The organism is Natronorubrum sp. A-ect3, assembly GCF_041821125.1.
In the GTDB taxonomy this organism is placed as follows: Archaea; Halobacteriota; Halobacteria; order Halobacteriales; family Natrialbaceae; genus Natronorubrum; species Natronorubrum bangense.
On sequence record NZ_JBGUBB010000001.1, the window covers coordinates 1 to 20129 of the forward strand.

The following is a 20129-nucleotide window of genomic DNA, read 5'->3' on the forward strand; positions in this document are numbered from 1 at the left end:
GCCGCCCATGATCGTCGGGTCCTCGCGTTCGTGGACGACGTGAGTGTCCGTTGCGCCGTCGATGCCCGCAATAACGACGTACTCGTCCGTGTACTCTTTCGCGACCGACTCGGGACAGAGCATGAGTGCGGCCGAACCGTCCGTGATCGGACAGAAGTCATACAGTCGCAGCGGATCAGCGACGACCGGTGACTCGAGGATCGTCTCTAAGTCCACTTCCTTCTGGAACTGCGCGTGAGGGTTGTCGACGCCGTTTTTGTGGTTCTTGACGGCGACTTTCCCGAGGCTCTCTCGCGGGGCATCGAACCGTTCCAGATAGTGTCGAGCCGTGAGTCCGGCAAACGACGGCAGTGTGACGCCCGTCTTGTACTCGACGGGATGGGTCAGTGATGCGATGACGTCGGTCGCTTCGCCGGTCGTCCGATGGGTCATCTTCTCGCCGCCGACAAGCAGCGTCATCTCGCTTGCGCCGCTTGCCACCGACTGCCAGGCTGCGTAGATTCCGGCCCCGCCGCTGGAACTCGTCTGGTCGACACGCTGGGTGTACGCTGGCATCGCATCGAGGTCGTGTGCCAGCGCGTTCGGCACACCCGTTTGGCCTTCGAACTCGCCGCTGGCCATGTTCGAAACGTACAGATGCTCGACGGCTTCGGCGTCGACACCCGCATCCTCGAGACACTCGATTCCAGCTTCCGAAAGGAGGTCCAGAATCCAGCTCTCGCGTTGCCCGAACTGGGTCATTGAGGCTCCGATTACTGCAACACGTTCCATAGCTTACCAAATAATAGTCAACAATTTATATGTAAGGGTAGACAGACGGTAGCACACTTCACACGATACGTCCCGATCGAGGGCGACGGCCTACGCGGACTCTGCCGCGGCCGTTCGCAACTCGGTTGCACGCGAGCGCGCCTGTGAAATAACTGCAGGGCGTGCTTCGAACTCGACGATGACGTCTTCGTCGCCGTAGGTAACGTCGTCGACGTTTGCGTTGTCGTGAATCCACGACACCACGCTCATCGTCTCGTCGGTCATCGGCAAGAGGAGTCGTTCTTCTTGCCACTCGGGAAGCTCTGCGTCGATTCGCTCGAGCAGCACGTCGATGTTCGTTCCCGATTTTGCACTGACCATAACCGGGTTCGGGGCGAGCGCCGACAGCGCCGCTCGTTTCTCCTCGAGATCCTCGTCATCGATTTTGTCGATTTTGTTCAACACAGTCACGATCGGCGCTTCGTTGCGCTCATAGAGGGTGTCGTGACAGGTGACGAGTTTTTCGTGGATCTCGTCGACGTCTTCGCTGACGTCGACGACGAGCAAGACCAGATCCGCCCGGTAGACCGAATCCAGCGTCGACTTGAACGATTCGACCAGCCAGTGGGGCAGGTCACTAATGAAGCCGACAGTGTCGGTCACCAGCACGTCTCGTGGCTCGATGTCTGCCCGACGGGTCGTCGTTCCCAGCGTCGTGAACAGCTTGTCCTGTGATTCGGCGGTCGGATCGAGGTCCGGATGGAGCCCCACGTTTTCTTCGACCGCTAAATCGTCGGCGAGTTGGCGCAACAGGGTCGATTTCCCGGCGTTCGTATAGCCCGCAAGTGCGACCAGATCGAACCCGGAGTCACGTCTGCGCTCTCGGCGCTGTTCTTCGGTCTGTTCGATCTGCTCGAGTTCGTCCCTGATCCGGCTGATCTGGTTTTTGATGTCCTGTTCGCGACTCTCGTCGTACTCGCCCAGGCCCATGAAGCCGGGGTGTTCCTCGCGTTTGGCCAGACTGGTCTTGGCCTCGGCACGGGGCAGTTCGTATCGGAGTTCGGCCAACTCGACCTGAAGCTGTGCTTTCCGTGTCTGAGCGCGCTGGCCGAAGATCTCGAGGATCAGGGTAAACCGATCGATGACCTCGACACCATCGGGCAGGAGTTGGCCAAGATTGTACGTCTGGTAGGGGCCAAGCCGGTTGTCAAAGATGACGGTCGTTGCGTCGGTCGCGACGACCTCCTCGGCGAGTGCTTCGGCTTTCCCCTCACCAAGCTGGAGGGCGGCATCGGCTCGCCGTGATTGGGTGATCTCGCCGACGACGGTGTACCCCGCCGCTTCGGCAAGCTCACGGATTTCGCTCGTATCGGGCGTTCCGGAATCGACGCGTTTTGCAATAATTGCTCTCATATGGGTTCCAAGCTGTCTGTGTCACTCGGGCGGGGGTGGTCGTGGCGACTCGAGGCGGAACGCTCATCGATCCGGCGAGCCAGCAGTTGCACGCGTTGCTCGCGCCGGGGCTGCAATCGGCGCGGTGGGTGCCCGATCACGCTACGGATGTCGATCACACACCTCTGTTGGACGGTCGTTAATCATGTCCAACTATACGCACCCGACCGTCTTGAATCCCGTGCCCGATGCCGCCTGCTCGTACGGGATATCAGAACAGTCATTGTCGCCGGCTCGAATACGCATCCGTGATGATAGACGTCGATCCAGCGACGCTCGCTCTCGAGTTCGTCGGCAGTGCGGTTCTCGGTGGGGTGTTGGGGTTCGCGACGAAACAAGTCGCAAAACTCGTTGCAGTTCTCATCGGTGTCCAGCTGATGGCGTTTCGGTATCTCGAATCACAGGAGATCGTCATCGTCGACTGGAACCGCCTCTCGGCGGGACTCATCGAGACACAGGCACAGACACAGACACAGGCCAACCATTGGTTCGAATCAGTGCTCTCGATGCTGTCAGTCGGTGCTGGATTCACCAGTGGTTTCCTGATCGGTTTTCATAGAGGATAGCGGCGTGAACCGACCGCTGATCGCGCGTCTTATCGGGTCGCCAGGTCGTCTTTGTCTTTGATGATCTCCGTCTCTGCCTCGCCGCTCGTGTGCTCGTTGACGACGTCGTAGAACTCGTTTTGCATCCCTGCAGGGAACGTCAACACACCCACCCAGGAGCCGTCGGGTTGCCACTCTTCACGCTCGAGTTCGCCAAAGCCACGGATCTGTGCCTGTGCGCTGCCGGCGTATTCGGCAGGGATCTGCACCGCGATCGTTACCTCTTCGAACCGAATCGGGATCACTGGTCGAAGTGCCTCGAGCGCCTCGTCGACCTGTGTCTCGACCGGCTCCATTGGATCGACGGTAAAGCCGGCTTCCTCGAGCGCGTTCTCGATACGCTCCGGTGGATGGGGGGCGTCGTCCATCTGGGGGTTGATCGCGTTACGCGTGATGGTGTCGATCAACTGTTTGCGCTTCTGTTCTTGCATCTCCCGGCGCTGGTCGGCCGTAATCTGGATCTCTCCGCGTTTGATTACCTCCGGGATGATCTCGAGTGGCTCCGTCGTCTCGAAGACCGTCTCCAGATCGTTCTCGGCTGGCCGGTCGCCACGCGAGGCGTCTTCGAAGACGTCCTCTGCGGCGATGACGTCCTCTAGCTCGCCGTCGAACTCGTCGCGTTTGATCGCCAGCGCCGCGTCTGGATCGACCAAGACTTCGAATCGTGCACCGTGTGACTCGAGTCGCGCCGTCACTGCCTCGTCGAGTGATATCATACCGAAGCATACCCCCGGCCCGTTAAAAGAGCTTTTCCTGCCGGTCGCTTTCACATGAAACGCATGGTGGGTTCGCAAAAACCCAAAACGAACGCGCGGTGTCTCGATTACTCGTCCGTCTCGTCGTCCTCACCAGTGTCGAGGAGATCGTTCTCCTCGAGGTGGGACTCGATCTTGTCGTGATCGAACTGCTCGAAGGACTCGCTCTCGACGTCGACCGTTGCGAGGCCGACTTCGCTCGGGAGGAGTGAGCCGTCGTTGACAGACGCGAGTGCGTCGAGTGCAAGCGCGATCCCGCCATCGAGGTCCGATTCCTCGTCGTAGTTCTCCTCTAAGTACTCCTGGAGTTCGCCGCGGTCGGCACCGACGGCGAGTGCCTTCCACTCGTAGGGCGTCCCCGAGGGGTCGGTCTCGAACAGCCGTGGTTCGCCGTTCTCGACGCCACCGACGATCAGCGCGACACCGAACGGGCGTGCGCCGCCGACTTGGGTGTACTGCTGAATGTGGTCGGTGACTTCCTTCGTCAGCGTCTCGACACCGATCGGTTCGCCGTATCGCAGCTGGTTGACCTGCGTCTGGCGACGGGCGAAGTCGATCAGCTGGCGAGCGTCAGCCACGTGGCCGGCGCTTGCGATGCCGATGTGGTTGTCGGCTTTGTGAATCTTTTCGACACTCGAGTCCTCGAGCAGCTCGGATGGGACTCGCTTGTCGACGGCCAGCACGACACCGTCTGCCGTTCGAACACCGATACTTGCTGTTCCTCGTTTGACCGCCTCGCGAGCGTACTCGACCTGGTAAAGTCGGCCGTCGGGCGAGAAGATCGTGATGCCTCGGTCGTACGCCTGCTGTTGGGCTTGTCCCTGCATAGTATCACGCTAAATCGCAATCGAGGTCTGTCGCACCCGTGAACGCCTCATCGAGTCGTACGTCTGCAACGCATTCCCGCAAGACGGCGACTCGCTCTTCGTTCCCGAACACGACGTTTCTCTCTTCGGAATCTTGCCCGCGGCGTCCTAAATAGTTTTCTTCAGCGGCACGTATCGTACCACTGATACCGCAGACGAAGATTCCGACGGGAGCGCCGGCTATCTCGTCGATACAGGACAGCGCTGCGCGGGCCGGCTCCGTCTCGCCACGACGGACTCGGACGATCGCGTCGCCGGTTTTGCCGGTAAACTGGAACCTGATAACGGTCATATCGACTCGGGCGCTTCCTGGGTCGCCCAGTAAGTTCTGGGCCGCATACCAACACTCGCGCTGGAAGTCCCGGCGGCTGATCGACGTCTCGGGCCAGCCCTCGAGTTCGACGGCGAGATACCGCCAGCGCGGTTGGAGGTGTTTCGGGAGGTGTTTCATCTGTCCGCAGGCTCACCTGTGTCCTCGAGTTCAGTCGGCGACCGCTCTGCGACCAGCACGCCGACCTGATCGTGGACGCGTTCGACGGCGGTCAGCGAAAACCCTGCGTCGGTAAGGGCGTCGGCGAGGGTGCCGACGGTCGCCGGATCGTCGACCTCCGGGGAGTAAAACGGCTCGTCGGGATCTGGCTCGCCGAAGAACATCACGTCCCCGAGGACGAATCGTCGTGGTTCGAGGGCGGCGATCACGTCGATCGCCTCGCGTTTTTCCTCGTCCGAGAGGTGATGCAGCGCGAAGTTCGAGGTCACCACGTCGACCGGGCCGTCGTAGTTGGGTTCGCGGAACGTCCCGTAGTCGAACTCGAGGTTCTCGAGTCCCTCCTCGTCGGCTTTCCGCTTGGCTTCCTCGAGCATTCCCTCGCTGATGTCGCGGCCGACGACGCGCGTTGTGTCGGGTGCGAGTGCGAGGGCGATCGCTCCCGTCCCCGTCGCGAGGTCGAGCACGACGTCCGTGCGAGCGGAGCGAGTGCGGGCTCGAGGCGACTCGGTGTCGTCGGCCTTGGGTGCGGCGTGTTCGACGACCAGACTCGCACAGGCGCGGTACTCGTCGGATTTGTCCTCGTCGTACTCGCCGGCGAGCTCGTCGAATCGGGCGGCGTGTTCGTCAAGACTCTTCTTCATATCTTCCTCGTTCGACGCCTGGCTCAATGAACGACTCGGACTGAACGTAGCGATTGCGCTCGGCGAGTCGTTTCCACTCGGTCATCCCTTCCGTGATAAACTCACTCGAGAAACCGAGTTGCTCGCCCAGCGCACACAGCTCTCGCGGCCCACGCAACTCGAGATGGGAGGTTGGATCCGCGCTGACGACGTATGAGGCGTCGTAGTAGTCGACGATCTCTTCGAGTTTGCGAAGCGACTGGATGACGCGCACTCGCTGGCCACCGCTCTTGCGAAGCACGCCCGAGAGATTAAACTCGAGCCGGACGCCGTTTGTGACGGCAGCTTTCACGAGCACGTGGTTGATGTCGCCGCTGTCGGTCATCGGATGTGCGAGCACGTCGATTTTCTCGTTTTCGACGGCAAAGCGGTTCAACGCGTTCGTCCCGCCGTGAATCGCTAGAATCGTCTGCGAGCCACGATAGTTCCCCACGGAGCCGCCGGCTTCCTGTGGATCGGCTGCTCTGATCTCGAGACCGGGGACGACGTCGATTCCGTACTCCTCGCTGATTCGCTCGGCATCGTACGTCGCTCGCGAATCTGTGTGGTTGCGCACGACCACGCCCTCGAAGCCGTAGTCGGCCGCCGTCTTTGCGTATCTGGCGACCGTGCTCTCTCCGTCGGGGTGGGCGTGGACCGCTTCGTACATACTCGAGCCGTCTCACGGCGGTAACTTGGGGTTTGCGCCATGCGATAGCCGAAGACGCCTATTCAGAATCAGATCGGAGAACGCGAGCCGAGACGCGATATCCCCACCGAGACAACGCGACTAGAGCGAGAGATCCTCAGTTGAGAATCGACTGGGCAACCGTCGCGAGTTGGCCGTTGTCGGCCTCGCGGAGTCGGTCGTCGCCGATCTTCAGTCGCAGGCGTGGCCGGCCAACGTCGATCGGTACCTTCTCGGTGTCGATCAGACCCATATCCTCGAGTTTGGTCTTCGTTCGACTGAACGTCGCCTTGGAGGCGATCCCGACGTCTTCGCCCCACTTGCTGATATCGTACAGCAGCGCCTCGTTTTTGGCGGCAACCAGCAGTGAAATCGTCACTTCGTCGAGGCCGTTGCCGTCGCCACGAGCGGTCTCGAGCGAGTTGAGAATCGCCGTGAAGTCGGCCTCGGCATCGGGGCTGATCTCTTCGGAGAGCGTCTCGCGGACGGCCGTGATTGGCGGCGTTCGGAGGTTGAACTGGGAGGCATCTGCCCAGCGAGCCGCGTAGGTGTCGTAGGTATCCTCGACGAAACTTTCGTCGTCGGTGATGAGCCCGCCAACGCGGTCGCCAGCGTGGACGATCGCGATAACGCGCTCGTCGGTGATGAGCAGCGAATTCTCGGGAGCCTCCTCGAGCGTTCGCAGTTCAAGTGCGTCCTCACTGATAAGATCTGCAGCGTTCGAGGCGACAATGAAGTCATCCATGACATCTTTGAGTGTCCGCTCGTCAGCAAGCATCTTTACCGACGGCCGTTCGCCGTCGAATGCGGCCGCAACGGACACGAACTCTTCGATGGCATCTGCCGATGGATTGACCATGTAGACGTCCCCGGACGCCTCCTCGAGAACGGACTCGAGGATATCGTCAATCTGATGGTTGAGTAAATTCGAGGTCATCTCTGTACAGAAGTAAACGATTGCGAACCACTTAATTTTGTTGGCCGTTTTCGCGCCACAAGTTGAACTCTGGCGATGTTACCGGTAGTTTTTGACAAGTCACCCATCGATTCTTCCATATCGGTTCAGAATCATTTGCTGTTTAGCAGACAATAGTATCGATAGCGATGACTGAATAAAACGTTCACAGTGGTGTGGGCTACAGGAGCCACTGGTTGTGTGTACACCTGAACGCACAGCTGTCGTGCGATCGGTGTGGGACCTGCTCCGGTTGTTGCTGTTGGAACGGTGTCGCTAAATCAGTATGTAAGAACGCAGAATCGAGGTGGCCTGTCGATTCAGTTCCCCTGCTCCGTTGGGCGATCGATCGCCGCGTTAGGCCAGGAACTCTTCGATGTGGTCGGCGACCTCCTCAGGCGTGTCGCCGACGGGGACGCCCGCGTCGTTCAGGGCGTTGATCTTGCTCTCTGCGGTCCCGGTTCCGGAGCCGGAGACGATCGCACCGGCGTGGCCCATTCGCTTGCCTGGCGGTGCGGTACGGCCGGCGATGAAGCCAGCGACCGGCGTGTCGACGTGCTCGTCGATGAACGCGGCGGCTTCCTCTTCGTCCTCGCCACCGATCTCACCGCACATGACGATCGCGTCGGTGTCGTCGTCGTTCTCGAACAGTTCGAGGGCGTCGACGAAGTCGGTGCCGATGATTGGGTCGCCACCGATACCGATGGCGGTGGTCTGGCCGATACCACGGTTGGTCAGGTTGTCGACGACCTGGTAGGTCAGCGTCCCCGAGCGGGAGACGAGACCGACGTTGCCTTCCGAGAAGATGTTCCCGGGGAGAATGCCGAGTTTGGCCTCGCCGGGCGTGATGAGGCCGGGACAGTTCGGACCGATGAGACGGGTGTCGGTCTCGGAGAGTCGCTTGTTGACTCGAGCCATGTCCTGGGTCGGAATGCCTTCCGTAATCGCGACTGCGAGGTCGAGATCCGAGTCGAGCGACTCGAAGACGGCGTCACCAGCGAACGCTGGCGGGACGAAGATTACGGACGTGTCGGCGTTTTCTTCCTCGACGGCCTGGTGGACCGTATCGTACACCGGCACACCGTTGACCTCTTGGCCGCCTTTCCCGGGGACCGCACCGGCAACGACGTTGGTGCCGTACTCCATCATCTGTTCGGCGTGGAACTTGCCTTCCCCGCCGGTGATGCCCTGTACCACGACGCGCGTGTCGTCGTCGACTAGAACGCTCATTATTCGTTCACCTCTCCAGCGTACTCGACGGCACGCTGTACCGCATCCTCGAGGGTCTGTTCGACCGTCACGAGGTCTTCGTTCAGAATCTCCATGCCTTCCTCCCAGTTGGTGCCAGCGAGACGGACGACGACTGGCTTGGGAATCTCGTCGAACTGCTCGAGTGCTTCGTTGATCCCCTTGGCGACCTCGTCACCGCGGGTGATGCCGCCGAAGATGTTGAAGACGACGCTGTCGACGTTGTCGTCCGAGAACACCATATCGAGTGCGTTCGCGATTCGGTCGGCTTTCGCACCGCCACCGACGTCGAGGAAGTTCGCTGGCTCGCCGCCGTAGTAGTCGACGAGGTCGAGTGTCGTCATCACGAGGCCGGCACCGTTGCCGATGATCCCCGTGTTGCCCTCGAGACGGACGTAGTCGAAGCCGTACTCGTCTGCCTTCTGCTCGAGTTCGTCGCCAGTGCTGGCGGCTTCGGCTTCCATCTCGGCGAGTTCGGGCTGTCGGAACAGCGCGTCTTCGTCGATGTTCATCACGGCGTCGGCCGCGATGACCTCGTCGTCTGCCGTGACCATCAGTGGGTTGATTTCGGCGTCAGCGCCGTCTCGGTCGTCCCAGAGCTGATAGAGCGTCGTGAGAACGCTCGAGACGTCACGTGCAACCGACTTGTCGACACCCGCGTCGTAGACGGCCTTGCGAGCCTGGTAGGGGTGCATTCCGAAGGAGGGGTCGATGTGCTCTTTCGCGATGGCGTCGGGGTCTTCCTCGGCGACCTCTTCGATGTTGACGCCACCTTTGGTCGAGACCATCGCGACGGGTTTGCCCTCGCCACGGTCCATCGTGATCCCGACGTAAAGTTCGTCGGTGAAGTCGACTGCGCCCTCGACGAGCACGCTGTCGACGTGGTAGCCTTTGAGATCCATTCCCAGAATCTCGTCGGCTGCCTCGCGCGCTTCGTCCTCGTCGTCGACGAGTTTGATCCCGCCGGCCTTGCCGCGGCCACCGACCTGTACCTGTGCTTTGATCGCGACTGGATACCCGATCTCATCGGCCGCGGCGACGACGCCGTCGACGTCAGAGGCGAGTTGAGAGGCCGGCGTTGGGATGCCGGCGTCGGCGAAGACTTGCTTCGCCTGATACTCGTGTAGTTTCATAACCATTCGAACGGCCGTTCCCGCGTTGCTTAAATCCTGTTAGTTTCACTCGCGGTGATGACTCTCTTGATAGCCGACTATCACACCCACGTCGGTGCTTGCTGCCGGTTTTTCACACTCGAGGTGTGAATGTTTAACTCATCTTCGGATGAATACGTAGCGTCCGTTCGGCCTCGAAAACTTCAGCATCGAACACGTTCGATCACGTGTCGGATCCGTTCAGTGTCGGCTGCAGTGTTGAATGGATCGTTCCTCCGTGGGTCGCCACAGATAGGGTGAGACCGCGTGGTGTGAACACTACGCTACCGCAACAGTTGACACCGCTCGGCCGTAATCGAACACCGAGGGCACGGTCACCGCAAGTGCCCGGCGCCAAACACATGTTCGTCACCGCCATCACTGGCAGGAGGCCAAACTGACGTGACCACCCCTGCTGCAACCCACAGCAAACGGCGGTGGATCTCGTCGCTGAAGCGCATACTCCGTCTGTTGGTTCACAGTAACCTGTTTATCTCGCTGGCGACGATGAGCGTCCTCGTCACCACGGTTCTCCTTGCTGACTTACCGCTCGAGCCCTTGCCGGTGTTTATCGTTTTCGCGGCCACGCTGTTCGTCTACACCATCAACCGGTTCACTGACCTCGAGGAAGACGAAACGAACGTGCCAGAACGGGCGGCGTTTACCAGACGGTACGGCTGGGTCCTGTTGGTGCTCGGTGTTGGGCTCTACATCGCTGCGATCGTCGTCGCGATCACGCTCGGCCTCGAGGGCGCGATCTACCTGTTGTTACCGCTCGTCGTTGCCCTGCTGTACTCTGTCGGCGGCGTCAAACAGCTCTTTCTCGTCAAAAATCTCGTCGTGGGGTTCGCCTGGGGAGCGATCCCACTGGGTGCCGGCTACTACTACAGCCAGCTCTGGACACTCGAAATCCTCGTGATCACGGCCTACGTGACCGCGATGATCACCATCGCGGCGGTGATCTTCGACATCAAGGACATCAAAGGCGACCGCGAAGAGGGGATCGCCACCGTGCCGAACAGACTCGGGCCGGCAGCAACGCGTTACTACTCACAGGTCGCTAACGTCGTTGTCGCCGTCGCCGTGGTTGCACTCGTCGTCGCCACACCGCTGTCGACGTCGTTTTACTCCCTGCTTGCGATGAACGCCTACGTCGCGTGTTATATCCCGTTTGCGACACCTGAGCGCGGGCCGCTGTACTACGGCTTCGTCGTTGACGGCGAACACGTGTTCCTCGCCGCGGTCATCGTCACTCTCGAGTGGCTGGTCTGGTGAGTGAAAACGGTCGCGACACCGGTCGCAGCCCGGGTGGTTCATACGAACCGTTGTCCGTCAGCGCCGGCGTGACCGCGTCCCATCCTGCGGTCGCGCCGGGACATCGGGACAGCACTCCGTATCAGTCCCGGTCCGTCTCGCTCCAGTCGCAGTCTTGGCACTTCCAGCCAGTGACGAACTCGGTGACGGAGGGCATGTACCCCACCTCGAGCACATTGCCCCCGCAGTCGGGACAGTCCCTGTCAGCGTCCTGGATCGCTTCGGTCTCCATGACCGAATCGTCCTCGATAAGCTCCGCGAGTGTTCTGCCCGTGACCATTCGGCCCTGCACAACGCGATTATCACTCATACCCGAGTCGTTGGCTCGGCGTTCCTAAGCGCTTCCGGTCACCGCAGTGGCCTGCCGGCTCGAGTCCATTGATTTCGGCCGTTCTCGTTCGCTCCGGATCGATCTCGAGGCGCTGAACGACGGAATCGAAAATCGGACGATTTAACCTCACGAGGGAGCAAACACGAAGTGCGTGCGAGGGTAGCCAAGCGGCCAACGGCGGCGGACTCAAGATCCGCTCGTGTAGACGTTCGTGGGTTCGATTCCCTCCCCTCGCACTGACCAACAGTGCGGCAAGAGCAATATCTTGCCCTCGCAAACTTCTCAGACGACCCATAACGCAGAGCGACAGGGTTGCTGGCCCGAGATCGTAACCGTCATGTTGCAACTGCGTATCGAACATTTACTCACTAGCCTGTCGAAGGACCACTCGCATGTCTCCCGAAGCAGATGACGATGCGGAGGAATCGGAACGCGAACTCGAGTACGAACACCATATTGCCCGTGAAGACGTGATCACGCACCTCGAGTCGTTGGTAGACGGCTTTCGTGATGGCGGAACCGTCACGATCGCGTTCGGTGATGAGACGGTCGAGTTCGAGCCCCCAGAGCACATGGCGTTCGAAATGGAGTACGAGGAACACGGCGATGAACGCGAACTCGAGTTCGAGCTCGAGTGGCGCGTCCAAGACGAGGACCTCGAGATCGAGACCGCCGAGTGAGCCGACCGACGGCAACGGCGGCGTGCTCATACTATCTGACAGCAGTTAGTAAGAACTCGATCGCGAATTTCCGAGGATGACAGCCGCAGTAGCGCGACCGACCTTCGACTAGTGCTGTCCGACTCTGTTGAAATCCTCAATGGCTGACAGAATCCGGGTGCTGAATATAGAGCGTGAGTGCAGCACGACGACCACATCTATTTCACGACGGAGCCAATGAATCAACTGTTCTGTAGAACGATAGACAGGGATAGTGAAAGCGAGTGGGTGTGGCTATGCATCACGGAGATTCAACAACCATCTGAACGATATATGCCAAACTGTGGTTCTCTATCATCATCTGGCTTGATATTGAGGCGATATTCACGGCAAGTGATGTCTGTATTATCAGCCCTAGCCCAAAACTCGCCTTCAATATCTTCAGGCCGCTGAGCAAGATTAAAATAAACGTCATAGACTCCGGGTTCGTCGGGTATGTCTTCTACCTCCCGAACCGATGGTGAATCACCCTCAGCAGGCGGAACTGCCGTGGTCTCACCGTACACCTGTTCCCCGTTATCTTCCACGATCACTAACACTACCTGATCGTACTCAGTATGATTCTGAAGTTCTATCTTGGTCAGCCTTGCTTCCTGTTCATCAGACCAAGACAAATCAATACACCCAGCTAAACTCGTGCTACAGATCGCACCACTGAGCTGGAGGACTCCACGCCGGGACAGGGACATTAAATTACCATGTCATATTGGGTGGGTATAAACCTTCTTTATTTAGTTTTGGTAACTGGATGGCCTATACTGACCGATCAATACCGTCGTAGATTGAGTCGAATCTTGTGCGACATTCGCGCTCTGTATTCAGCACCACTCCTAAAACCTATCACCGACTAAGGGTTTCAACAGAGCCTGCTGTCCGACAGTATCAACGCACTCTGAGCTGTGACGAAGTCCGATTCCTTTTGAGAACGGCTAGCCGAGGAAGACCAATGAGCGAACGCGAAGGCGAATCTCGGCGGGCGAGCGTCGCGCTCCGTGCGGCGACCGCGGGAGCCGACGTCGCGGCGGCGTCGTTTCGAACTGATCTCGAGGTCGAACGAAAAGACGCGAAGACGGACGTCGTCACGCAGGTCGACCGGAACGCCCAGACGCGGGTAATCGAAATCCTCGAGGACGCGTATCCGACAGAGCCAGTCGTCGGCGAGGAAGCCGACGCGTTGAAACGGGTTCCAGAGACGGGGCCGGCCTGGATCGTCGACCCGATCGACGGGACGAACAACTACGTCAGCGGGAATCGCGCATTTGGGACGGCCGTCGCCGCAGTCTGTGACGGCGAACCCGTGGGTGCGGCGACGGTCTGTCCCGCGCTGGGGGATACGTACCGTGTCGGCCCCGACGGCGCGGTTTGCAACGACAAGCCGCTCTCGGTCAGCGACTGCAGTGACCCCGAGGCCGCGACCGTCTGCCCGACGTTCTGGTGGGATTTCGACCATCGCGAGGAGTACGCCGCGGCGACGCGGGCGATCGTCGAACGCTTCGGCGACATGCGACGGTTCGGCTGTGCCCAACTCGAGTTGGCGATGGTCGCATCGGGCGCACTCGAGGGGACGATGACGAACCTGCGGACGAACCCGTGGGACACCGTCGCTGGCGTCCAGTTGGTGCGAGAGGCTGGTGGAACCGTGACCGATCTCGAGGGGAATCGCTGGCGACACGACAGCGAGGGGCTGGTGGCCTCGAACGGGGCGATCCACGACGAGCTGTGTGCTGCTACACGAGAGATTTCCCAGACACTGTAATCGCCGCCCGCTCGCTGTCACGACCTGCAGGAAACCGGAAACGGTAAGCGCCCACCCCAACGGATATCGGTCATGGACGAGTTTATCGAACGGTACGGCCCCGAACGGGTCTGGGCTGCGACCGTTGTCCTCCTCGTTGCCGGTGTCACACTCGCTGCTTGGGTGTTTCCACAGCGTGTGTACGTCGACATCATCTGGCAGTACTTCTGGGGGCCAGTGGTCGCCGACGCACATGGCTGGGGTTGTATCGCGTGGGCGGGCGGCGAACAGATACACTGCAATGAGGCGACTGGTGACTTCGGGCCAACCGCTGCGCCGGGGTACACCGCAATCTCCTATGCCGGCTACATCCCGACGCTCATCCTGATGGCGATCGGGATCCTGTTTGCGCTTCGCCGCCTCGAGATCGGTAGCTTCCGCGGGGGCTTTTTCGCGCTGTTCCCGTTCATGTTGTTCGGTGGCGCGCTCCGAACGGTCGAGGACGCGAACGTCGCTGCTTACCGCGAAACGGGCGAACTCGCCATTCAGCTACCGTGGTCTGGCTTCCTGATCAGTCCGTTGATCTACTTCACAGTGACGCTCATCGCGCTTGTCGCACTCGTTGGCGCAGTCTTCCTCGAGCGAAACGACTCCGTCTCGAGGTACGAGTATCCGCTCTTTGGCATCGGGGCCGTCGTGCTCGCCGCGACGCTCGGGTGGCTCGGCTATCTCGCCGTAACGACGGAGTACGCCTCGTTTTACCCGTCGATTCCGACGATCGTCCTGACGGCTGCGACCGTCTCGACAGCGATCGTCTGGATGGGCATTCAGCGGTTCGTACCCGAGCTGAACCGCGGCACCGGCTACATGGGGATCGTCGTCATCTGGGCCCATGCAGTCGATGGCTTTGCAAACCAGCTCATGCTGGATTGGTCGCAGGTCTGGGGGCTTAGCTACGCCCCGAAACATCCGGTCAACGACGCGATCGTCACCGTCACCGGTTCGGTGCTTCCAGCCAGCGTCACCGAGATCACCGGCGCTGCCTGGCCGTTTGCACTCCTGAAACTCGCTGCGCCCGTCTTCATCATCTGGATCTTCAACGAGGAGATATTCGACGAGAATCCGCGCTTTGCGATCTTGATGATGATCACGGTCGTCGCCGTCGGACTCGGGCCCGGAACCCGTGACATGCTCCGGGCGACGTTCGGTATCTGAGCCGGAACAGACACGCAGGAGATTCTTTTAATTACGTGTTCGTGACGTGCTTTTATTTCGGCTGCTCGAGTGTCGTTTCGACACTCGTTGTCGCAGACGCCACAGTTCGGTCGCCTCGAGACGATTATGGTCCCCGTGATCGCCGTCTGGGCCGTCGATCGAATACGTACCGTGTCCGTCCAGCGTGAGACACACAGTCCGAGTTGTGAAACGGTGACGGACTGTTCGTTCGTGTGCCACAGATAACAAACGAGCCGGGTAACAGAGCGCCAGATATCGGCAATTATGTATGAAAATCGCGTGACGGTGTTCGACCTGTCTGGTCGAGACTGGCGACATTGGACGAACTGATAATGTCGAATAATCATCGGACTTTTCAGGATCCGCTAACTAGCTGCTCAATCTATTTCGGATACACTACCCATTCCAAGATATAATCCGGGAAGCGAATATATTAAGAGCCAACGATCCATCGGCCACGATATCGAAAGAGCAGCGCACGCGCACCACTTAACTATGTCACTCGTACTGATATTCGGCAATTATTCGAGACGGAGGAACCGACAATGACCAGCGGAGACGAAGAACTCGCCAAGGACCTTGGACTCGTCTCCGCGCTTGCGATCGGTATCGGAACGATGGTCGGTGCGGGGATCTTCGTTCTGCCCGGCATCGCCGCACAGCAAGCCGGTCCGGCGGTCGTCATCTCGTTTATTATCGGTGGGATGATCGCCATGATAAACGCGGTCACGGTGAGCGAACTCGGCACCGCGATGCCGAAAGCCGGCGGCGCGTACTACTACATCAATCGCGCGCTCGGCCCACTGTTCGGCTCGATCTCGGGGATGGGCGACTGGATCGGCCTCGCCTTCGCGAGTGCGTTTTATGCCATCGGCTTCGGTGGGTATCTCGCCGACTTACTCGATGGCATCGTCGTTCCGATCCCCGGACTCGGGGAACTCGCGTTGCTCCCGACGATTGCGCTTGGCCCGATCGTTCTCACTGAAATTCAGATCGGAGCCATACTTGCTGGGCTCGTGTTCGTCGGCGTCAACTACATGGGTGCAAAAGAGACCGGTGGCATCCAGACCGCCATCGTCACGCTCTTGCTTGGCATCCTCACGATCTTCGCCATCGTCGGCTTCTTTTCGTTCGACTGGGGCACCGTCGCCGTCGACGGCAGCTACACACCCGAGGGAACGGCGGCGATCCTCCCCGGTGCAGCGCTCGTGTTCGTCTCCTATCTCGGCTACGCCAAGATCGCGACGATCGGCGAGGAACTCAAAAACCCCGGCCGAAACCTTCCCATTGCGATCATCGGCAGCGTCGGTATCGTGATGGTCATCTACACGATCCTTGTCGGCCTCCTGATGGGGCTGATTCCACACGAGGAGTTCTTCCTCGAGGACGTCGAGAACGCGCCAATGACCTACGCCGCCCAGATCGTCTTCGACTACCAGTTCGCGGTTGCTGGGCTGGAGCTTTCGATTCTTGGCGTTGGGGTAACCTCGATCACGCTTGCCGCACTGCTCGCGACCGCCTCGAGTGCAAACGCCTCGATTCTCGCGTCGGCCCGCATCAATTTCGCGATGGGCCGTGACAAAATCGTCACGCCGAAACTCAACGAGATTCATCCCAGGTTTGCGACACCGTACCGATCGATTGCCCTCACCGGGCTCATGATTATTGTCTTCATCATCGGCCTAGGGGAAACTGTTGCAATCCTCTCGAGTGCAGCGAGTGTGCTCCATCTCGTTGTCTACGCGCTGATCAACGTCTCGCTGATCGTCTTTCGCGAGACGAACCCGCCGGAGTACGACCCGGACTTCGAAGTTCCCCTCTACCCGTTCACGCCGATCGCCGGGTTCGTCCTCTCGCTCGCGTTGATCTACTACATGGACAATCTCGCGACCGCGATTGCCGGTGCGTTCGTCGTCTTCGCGATCGTCTGGTACTTCGCGTACGCACGAACGGAGACCGACCGTGAGGGGATCCTGAGCGACTACATCCTCTCGCGATCCGAGGAGATGCCTGACGCCGCCGTCTCGGCTGCAAACGTCGCCAAACCGACCGAGGAGAGTGAACACACCGTCGTCGTGCCGGTCTCGAACCCACGAACGGAGTCGCAACTGCTGTCGCTGGCGAGCGTGGTCGCAAAGGCCAACGGCGGCAGGGTCAAAGCTGTCCACATCGTCGAGGTTCCCGACCAGACGCCGCTGCGGGAAGGCTCCGAGCACATTCGGCGGATCGACGAAGAGTCGCAGACACTGATGAACCATGTCCGAGCGAGTACCGAAACGCTCGACGTTCCCGTCGACGTCCAAACCGTCGTCTCACATCGCTCGTTCGAAGAGGTGTTCAACGTGGCCCGCCGCGAAGACGCCGACACCGTCGTCATGGGTTGGGGGCCCGGCCGACCGTGGAGTGCGGGCCGTGCAGAACGCCCACTCGACGAGTTGACCCACGACCTGCCGTGTGACTTCCTCGTGCTCAACGACCGCGGCCTCGAGACCGACCGCGTGCTGGTCCCGACTGCTGGCGGTCCCGACTCTGATCTCAGTGCCGAGATGGCCCGCTACATGCGCGACCAACTCGGCTCCGAGATTACGCTCCAGCACATCGTCGACGAGGGTGAGGAGGACGAGGGCGAAGCCTTCCTGACCGAGTGGGCGGCAGATCACGGTCTCGAGGATGCCACAATCCGTGTCGATGCCTCCAGCGATGTCGAGGACGCGATCGCAACGGCGGCCCGCGACCACACGCTTCTCATCATCGGGGCGACTGAGCGCGGACTGCTCTCGCGTCTCATCCGTGGCTCGCTTGCCTACGACGTCGTCAACGAGGTCGAGTGTTCGGTCCTGCTGGCCGAACGACCGACGGAACGGTCGCTCTGGGATCGGCTGTTCGCGCGTCGGAACGACTGATACGGACTGCTGGCGTCACGTCCCGCCAATACCCGATCCCGTCTCTGGTGATCGGCGGCAACTCGTTACAGCAGCCCGTCTGAGACTCGCTCTCCACAACTTCGGCGCTAGCTCGTTTCGGTTTCGAAAATATCGAACAGTTCCGTCGTAAACCCGCCTCGAGAGAGGACCGTCAGGATGTCACCAGCCCGAATCTCGCTCTCTCCCCGCGGCGTGAGCACGGTGTCGTCACGCTCGATCGAGACGACGAGAAGGCCGTCCTCGAGGATTCCCTCGCGTCCGGCCGCTTCGAGGGTCATTCCGGCAATCGGTGCGTCGTCGTCGACGGTGAGTTCGGCGACCTCGTTGCCACCGGCGAGACTGATGTAGTCGGAGAACTGCTGGTGGGTTTCGGCCGGGCCGAACGGTCGATACGCCTGGAACTGTTCCGTTCGAACGACTTTCTCGTCCTCAATGGTGATATCGAGGGACGTCAGCTCTCGAGCGACATCGTTTACGGCTTCGATGTCCTCCCCGACAGCGAGTACGTGCAGGTTCTCCTGGCCCGCCACGAACTCCCTGACGTTGACGACGCCGGTGATCGTGCGGGCCTGATGGGCGAGTCGTGCACGCGCTTCGATCGGGGCCGTCCCGACGTAGAGCGTCGTCAACATGTCGTCAGCGGTATCGAAATCGACGTTAGCGTGATACCCCTTGATGACGCCGGCCTCCTCGAGTTGGGTGATTCGGTTCCGGATCGTTGCGGGTGACACCCCGACCTCCTCGGCAATCATCGGCGCAGACGTGTGTCGGGCGTCTCCCATCAACGCATGGATAATGCGCCTGTTTACTTCGTCGAGCCGAATACTCATGGGAACCCATACGGCGACCGGTGTCAAGGATGCTCCCTTTTCTTGCGATCGAAAACTGACCGCCATCGACGCGCCCGATCGCCGTCACAACACGTTCGAGACTTCGTCCAGCACAGTCGCATCGACGAAGAGCACGACGTGATCGCCGGACTCGGGCACTGTCGTTCCGCGTGGCGTAATGAGTTCGCCGTTTCGGGAGATTGCACCGATGACGACACAGTCTGGAAGACCGGCCATCGAATCCGCGATCTGTTGGCCCACCAGGGCGCTCTCAGGCCCTAATTCAACTTCGATGACCTCGGCACGGTCGTGTTCTAGCATCGCGATCTTCTCGGTCTGGTCCGTCCGGGTGAACCGAACGATCTCTTCGGCCGTCTCCTCACGTGGGTTGATCGCGACGTCGATGCCGACGGTCTCGAAGAGGTCGGTGTACTCCGTGTTTTCGATGACTGCGACTGTTCGGCCGACGCCCACCCGACGAGCGAGCAGGGAGACGAGCAGGTTCTTCTCATCGCTGTCGAGGGCGGCAACGACGATGTCAGCCTCATCGATGTGCTCGCGGGAGAGAAAATCCGTATCGGTCGCGTCGCTTTCCATGACGAACGTCTTTGGGAGCGCTTCGGCGATTTCGCGGGCGCGGTCGTGGTCGCGTTCGATCAGTCGCGGCTCGAAGCCGTGGGCTTCGAACTCGCGTGCGGTCTGAAAACCGATCTCGCTGCCGCCGACGATCACCACGTCCTTGGTACTCGAGGTCGTGTCGGTCACAGTCGCCATCGCGAACTCCTTGACCGAGCTTGGGCTGCCGATGACGACGATTCGGTCGCCGGCCTGAAAGACGGTTTCGCCTTTGGCGACGATCATCTCCTCGCCCCGAAAGACACCGGCAAACGTCATCGAATCGTACTCGTCGGCATCCATGACACGCTGGTCCACCAGCGGACTCTCCGATCCGATCTCGAACTCGGCCATTCTGACGAGGCCACCGGCGAACATCTCGACGTCTTGTGCCTGCGGGAAGCCGGAGATCCGGAAGATCGTCTGAGCGACCAGCAGATCGGTACAGACCATAAAGTCCACGCCGAAGGCGCTCTGGGCTCTCTCCCACGTGTTCAACAGTGTTCGACGGCGAACGCGAGCGATCGTGAACGCGTCACTCGCGGTTTTTGCCGTGCCACAGATGACGATGTTCGTATCGTCGCTGTCAGTACACGCAATGACCAGATCCGCTTTTTCGAGGCCCGCTTCGTGAAGCGTCTCCAACTCGGTCCCGTCGCCCTGTAGCGAGAGCACGTCAAACGAGTAAGTAATCTCATCGGCAAGCGCAGGATCACGCTCGACGACCACCACGTCGTGTGACCCCTCGAGGTTCGCCGCGATTGACCGTCCGACCTCGCCTGCACCGACGACTAGTACATACATTG

At 60.2% G+C, this 20129-nt stretch carries 20 protein-coding genes and 1 tRNA gene; 7 read left to right on the forward strand and 14 right to left on the reverse strand.

What is annotated here, in order from left to right:
• Both ACERJA_RS00005 and hflX read right to left on the reverse strand, forming a co-directional pair.
• The coding region (locus tag ACERJA_RS00005; protein WP_373606318.1) for a thiolase family protein at window positions 1-771 on the reverse strand (771 nt) is incomplete at its 3' end.
• Between the two features lie 90 nt (window positions 772-861).
• A complete protein-coding gene (gene hflX / locus ACERJA_RS00010; RefSeq protein WP_373606319.1) occupies window positions 862-2163 on the reverse strand; it encodes a GTPase HflX in 1302 nt (433 codons plus the stop codon).
• A gap of 290 nt (window positions 2164-2453) precedes the next feature.
• Between hflX and ACERJA_RS00015 the strand changes: the two genes are divergently transcribed.
• Complete coding sequence (locus tag ACERJA_RS00015) at window positions 2454-2768, forward strand: FUN14 domain-containing protein (RefSeq protein WP_373606320.1); 315 nt, start codon at window positions 2454-2456, stop codon at window positions 2766-2768.
• 29 nt (window positions 2769-2797) lie between these two features.
• On the opposite strand, the gene ACERJA_RS00020 is transcribed toward ACERJA_RS00015, so the two are convergent.
• The 8 genes from ACERJA_RS00020 to sucC all read right to left on the reverse strand — a co-directional run bounded on the left by ACERJA_RS00020 (window position 2798) and on the right by sucC (window position 9601).
• Entirely contained in the window at window positions 2798-3523 is a 726-nt protein-coding gene (locus ACERJA_RS00020; RefSeq protein WP_136350912.1) for a ribosome assembly factor SBDS, read from the reverse strand.
• A 107-nt stretch (window positions 3524-3630) separates the two neighbouring features.
• On the reverse strand, window positions 3631-4389 hold the full coding sequence (psmA, locus tag ACERJA_RS00025) for an archaeal proteasome endopeptidase complex subunit alpha (RefSeq protein ID WP_373606321.1): 759 nt from the start codon (window positions 4387-4389) through the stop codon (window positions 3631-3633).
• A 4-nt stretch (window positions 4390-4393) separates the two neighbouring features.
• Window positions 4394-4879 (reverse strand): Rpp14/Pop5 family protein, encoded by a 486-nt coding sequence (locus ACERJA_RS00030; protein ID WP_373606322.1) that lies wholly within the window; start codon window positions 4877-4879, stop codon window positions 4394-4396.
• Window positions 4876-5559, reverse strand: a complete 684-nt coding sequence (locus ACERJA_RS00035; RefSeq protein WP_373606323.1) for a class I SAM-dependent methyltransferase — start codon at window positions 5557-5559, stop codon at window positions 4876-4878. The genes ACERJA_RS00030 and ACERJA_RS00035 overlap by 4 nt, the downstream gene beginning before the upstream one ends.
• A complete protein-coding gene (locus ACERJA_RS00040) occupies window positions 5543-6247 on the reverse strand; it encodes an RNase P subunit p30 family protein (RefSeq protein WP_006067632.1) in 705 nt (234 codons plus the stop codon). The genes ACERJA_RS00035 and ACERJA_RS00040 overlap by 17 nt, the downstream gene beginning before the upstream one ends.
• Window positions 6248-6383: 136 nt before the next feature.
• Window positions 6384-7202: a transcriptional regulator TbsP gene (gene tbsP, locus ACERJA_RS00045; protein WP_373606324.1), complete on the reverse strand. Its 819-nt coding sequence runs from the start codon at window positions 7200-7202 to the stop codon at window positions 6384-6386.
• Between the two features lie 375 nt (window positions 7203-7577).
• On the reverse strand, window positions 7578-8450 hold the full coding sequence (gene sucD / locus ACERJA_RS00050; RefSeq protein ID WP_006067634.1) for a succinate--CoA ligase subunit alpha: 873 nt from the start codon (window positions 8448-8450) through the stop codon (window positions 7578-7580).
• Window positions 8450-9601, reverse strand: coding sequence for an ADP-forming succinate--CoA ligase subunit beta (sucC, locus tag ACERJA_RS00055; protein ID WP_373606325.1), 1152 nt, complete (start codon window positions 9599-9601; stop codon window positions 8450-8452). The genes sucD and sucC overlap by 1 nt, the downstream gene beginning before the upstream one ends.
• Before the next feature lie 420 nt (window positions 9602-10021).
• Here sucC and ACERJA_RS00060 point away from each other — a divergent pair, with 420 nt between their 5' ends.
• Complete coding sequence (locus ACERJA_RS00060) at window positions 10022-10894, forward strand: UbiA family prenyltransferase (protein WP_373606326.1); 873 nt, start codon at window positions 10022-10024, stop codon at window positions 10892-10894.
• A gap of 121 nt (window positions 10895-11015) precedes the next feature.
• Here ACERJA_RS00060 and ACERJA_RS00065 read toward each other — a convergent pair whose 3' ends face one another.
• Window positions 11016-11243 (reverse strand): DUF5795 family protein, encoded by a 228-nt coding sequence (locus ACERJA_RS00065; protein WP_373606327.1) that lies wholly within the window; start codon window positions 11241-11243, stop codon window positions 11016-11018.
• 174 nt (window positions 11244-11417) lie between these two features.
• On the opposite strand from ACERJA_RS00065, the gene ACERJA_RS00070 reads away from it, so the two are divergent.
• Together ACERJA_RS00070 and ACERJA_RS00075 are read left to right on the forward strand one after the other, a co-directional pair.
• Window positions 11418-11500 (forward strand) — tRNA-Leu (locus ACERJA_RS00070).
• A 156-nt stretch (window positions 11501-11656) separates the two neighbouring features.
• The gene (locus ACERJA_RS00075) at window positions 11657-11944 is read left to right on the forward strand and encodes an amphi-Trp domain-containing protein (protein ID WP_373606328.1); all 288 of its coding nucleotides are present in this window, start codon (window positions 11657-11659) and stop codon (window positions 11942-11944) included.
• A gap of 290 nt (window positions 11945-12234) precedes the next feature.
• On the opposite strand, the gene ACERJA_RS00080 is transcribed toward ACERJA_RS00075, so the two are convergent.
• On the reverse strand, window positions 12235-12672 hold the full coding sequence (locus tag ACERJA_RS00080; protein WP_152031257.1) for a hypothetical protein: 438 nt from the start codon (window positions 12670-12672) through the stop codon (window positions 12235-12237).
• A 257-nt stretch (window positions 12673-12929) separates the two neighbouring features.
• Here ACERJA_RS00080 and ACERJA_RS00085 point away from each other — a divergent pair, with 257 nt between their 5' ends.
• The 3 genes from ACERJA_RS00085 to ACERJA_RS00095 all read left to right on the forward strand — a co-directional run bounded on the left by ACERJA_RS00085 (window position 12930) and on the right by ACERJA_RS00095 (window position 17857).
• On the forward strand, window positions 12930-13739 hold the full coding sequence (locus ACERJA_RS00085; RefSeq protein ID WP_373606329.1) for an inositol monophosphatase: 810 nt from the start codon (window positions 12930-12932) through the stop codon (window positions 13737-13739).
• Between the two features lie 72 nt (window positions 13740-13811).
• A complete protein-coding gene (locus ACERJA_RS00090) occupies window positions 13812-14933 on the forward strand; it encodes a DUF63 family protein (protein WP_373606330.1) in 1122 nt (373 codons plus the stop codon).
• Window positions 14934-15499: 566 nt separating this feature from the next.
• Entirely contained in the window at window positions 15500-17857 is a 2358-nt protein-coding gene (locus ACERJA_RS00095) for an amino acid permease (protein WP_373606331.1), read from the forward strand.
• Between the two features lie 107 nt (window positions 17858-17964).
• Here ACERJA_RS00095 and ACERJA_RS00100 read toward each other — a convergent pair whose 3' ends face one another.
• Together ACERJA_RS00100 and trkA are read right to left on the reverse strand one after the other, a co-directional pair.
• Window positions 17965-18708: a winged helix-turn-helix transcriptional regulator gene (locus tag ACERJA_RS00100; RefSeq protein ID WP_373606332.1), complete on the reverse strand. Its 744-nt coding sequence runs from the start codon at window positions 18706-18708 to the stop codon at window positions 17965-17967.
• 84 nt (window positions 18709-18792) lie between these two features.
• Window positions 18793-20127 carry a Trk system potassium transporter TrkA gene (gene trkA / locus ACERJA_RS00105; protein WP_373606333.1) on the reverse strand — a complete coding sequence of 445 codons (1335 nt, stop codon included), beginning with the start codon at window positions 20125-20127 and terminating at the stop codon, window positions 18793-18795.
• Window positions 20128-20129 lie beyond the last annotated feature (2 nt).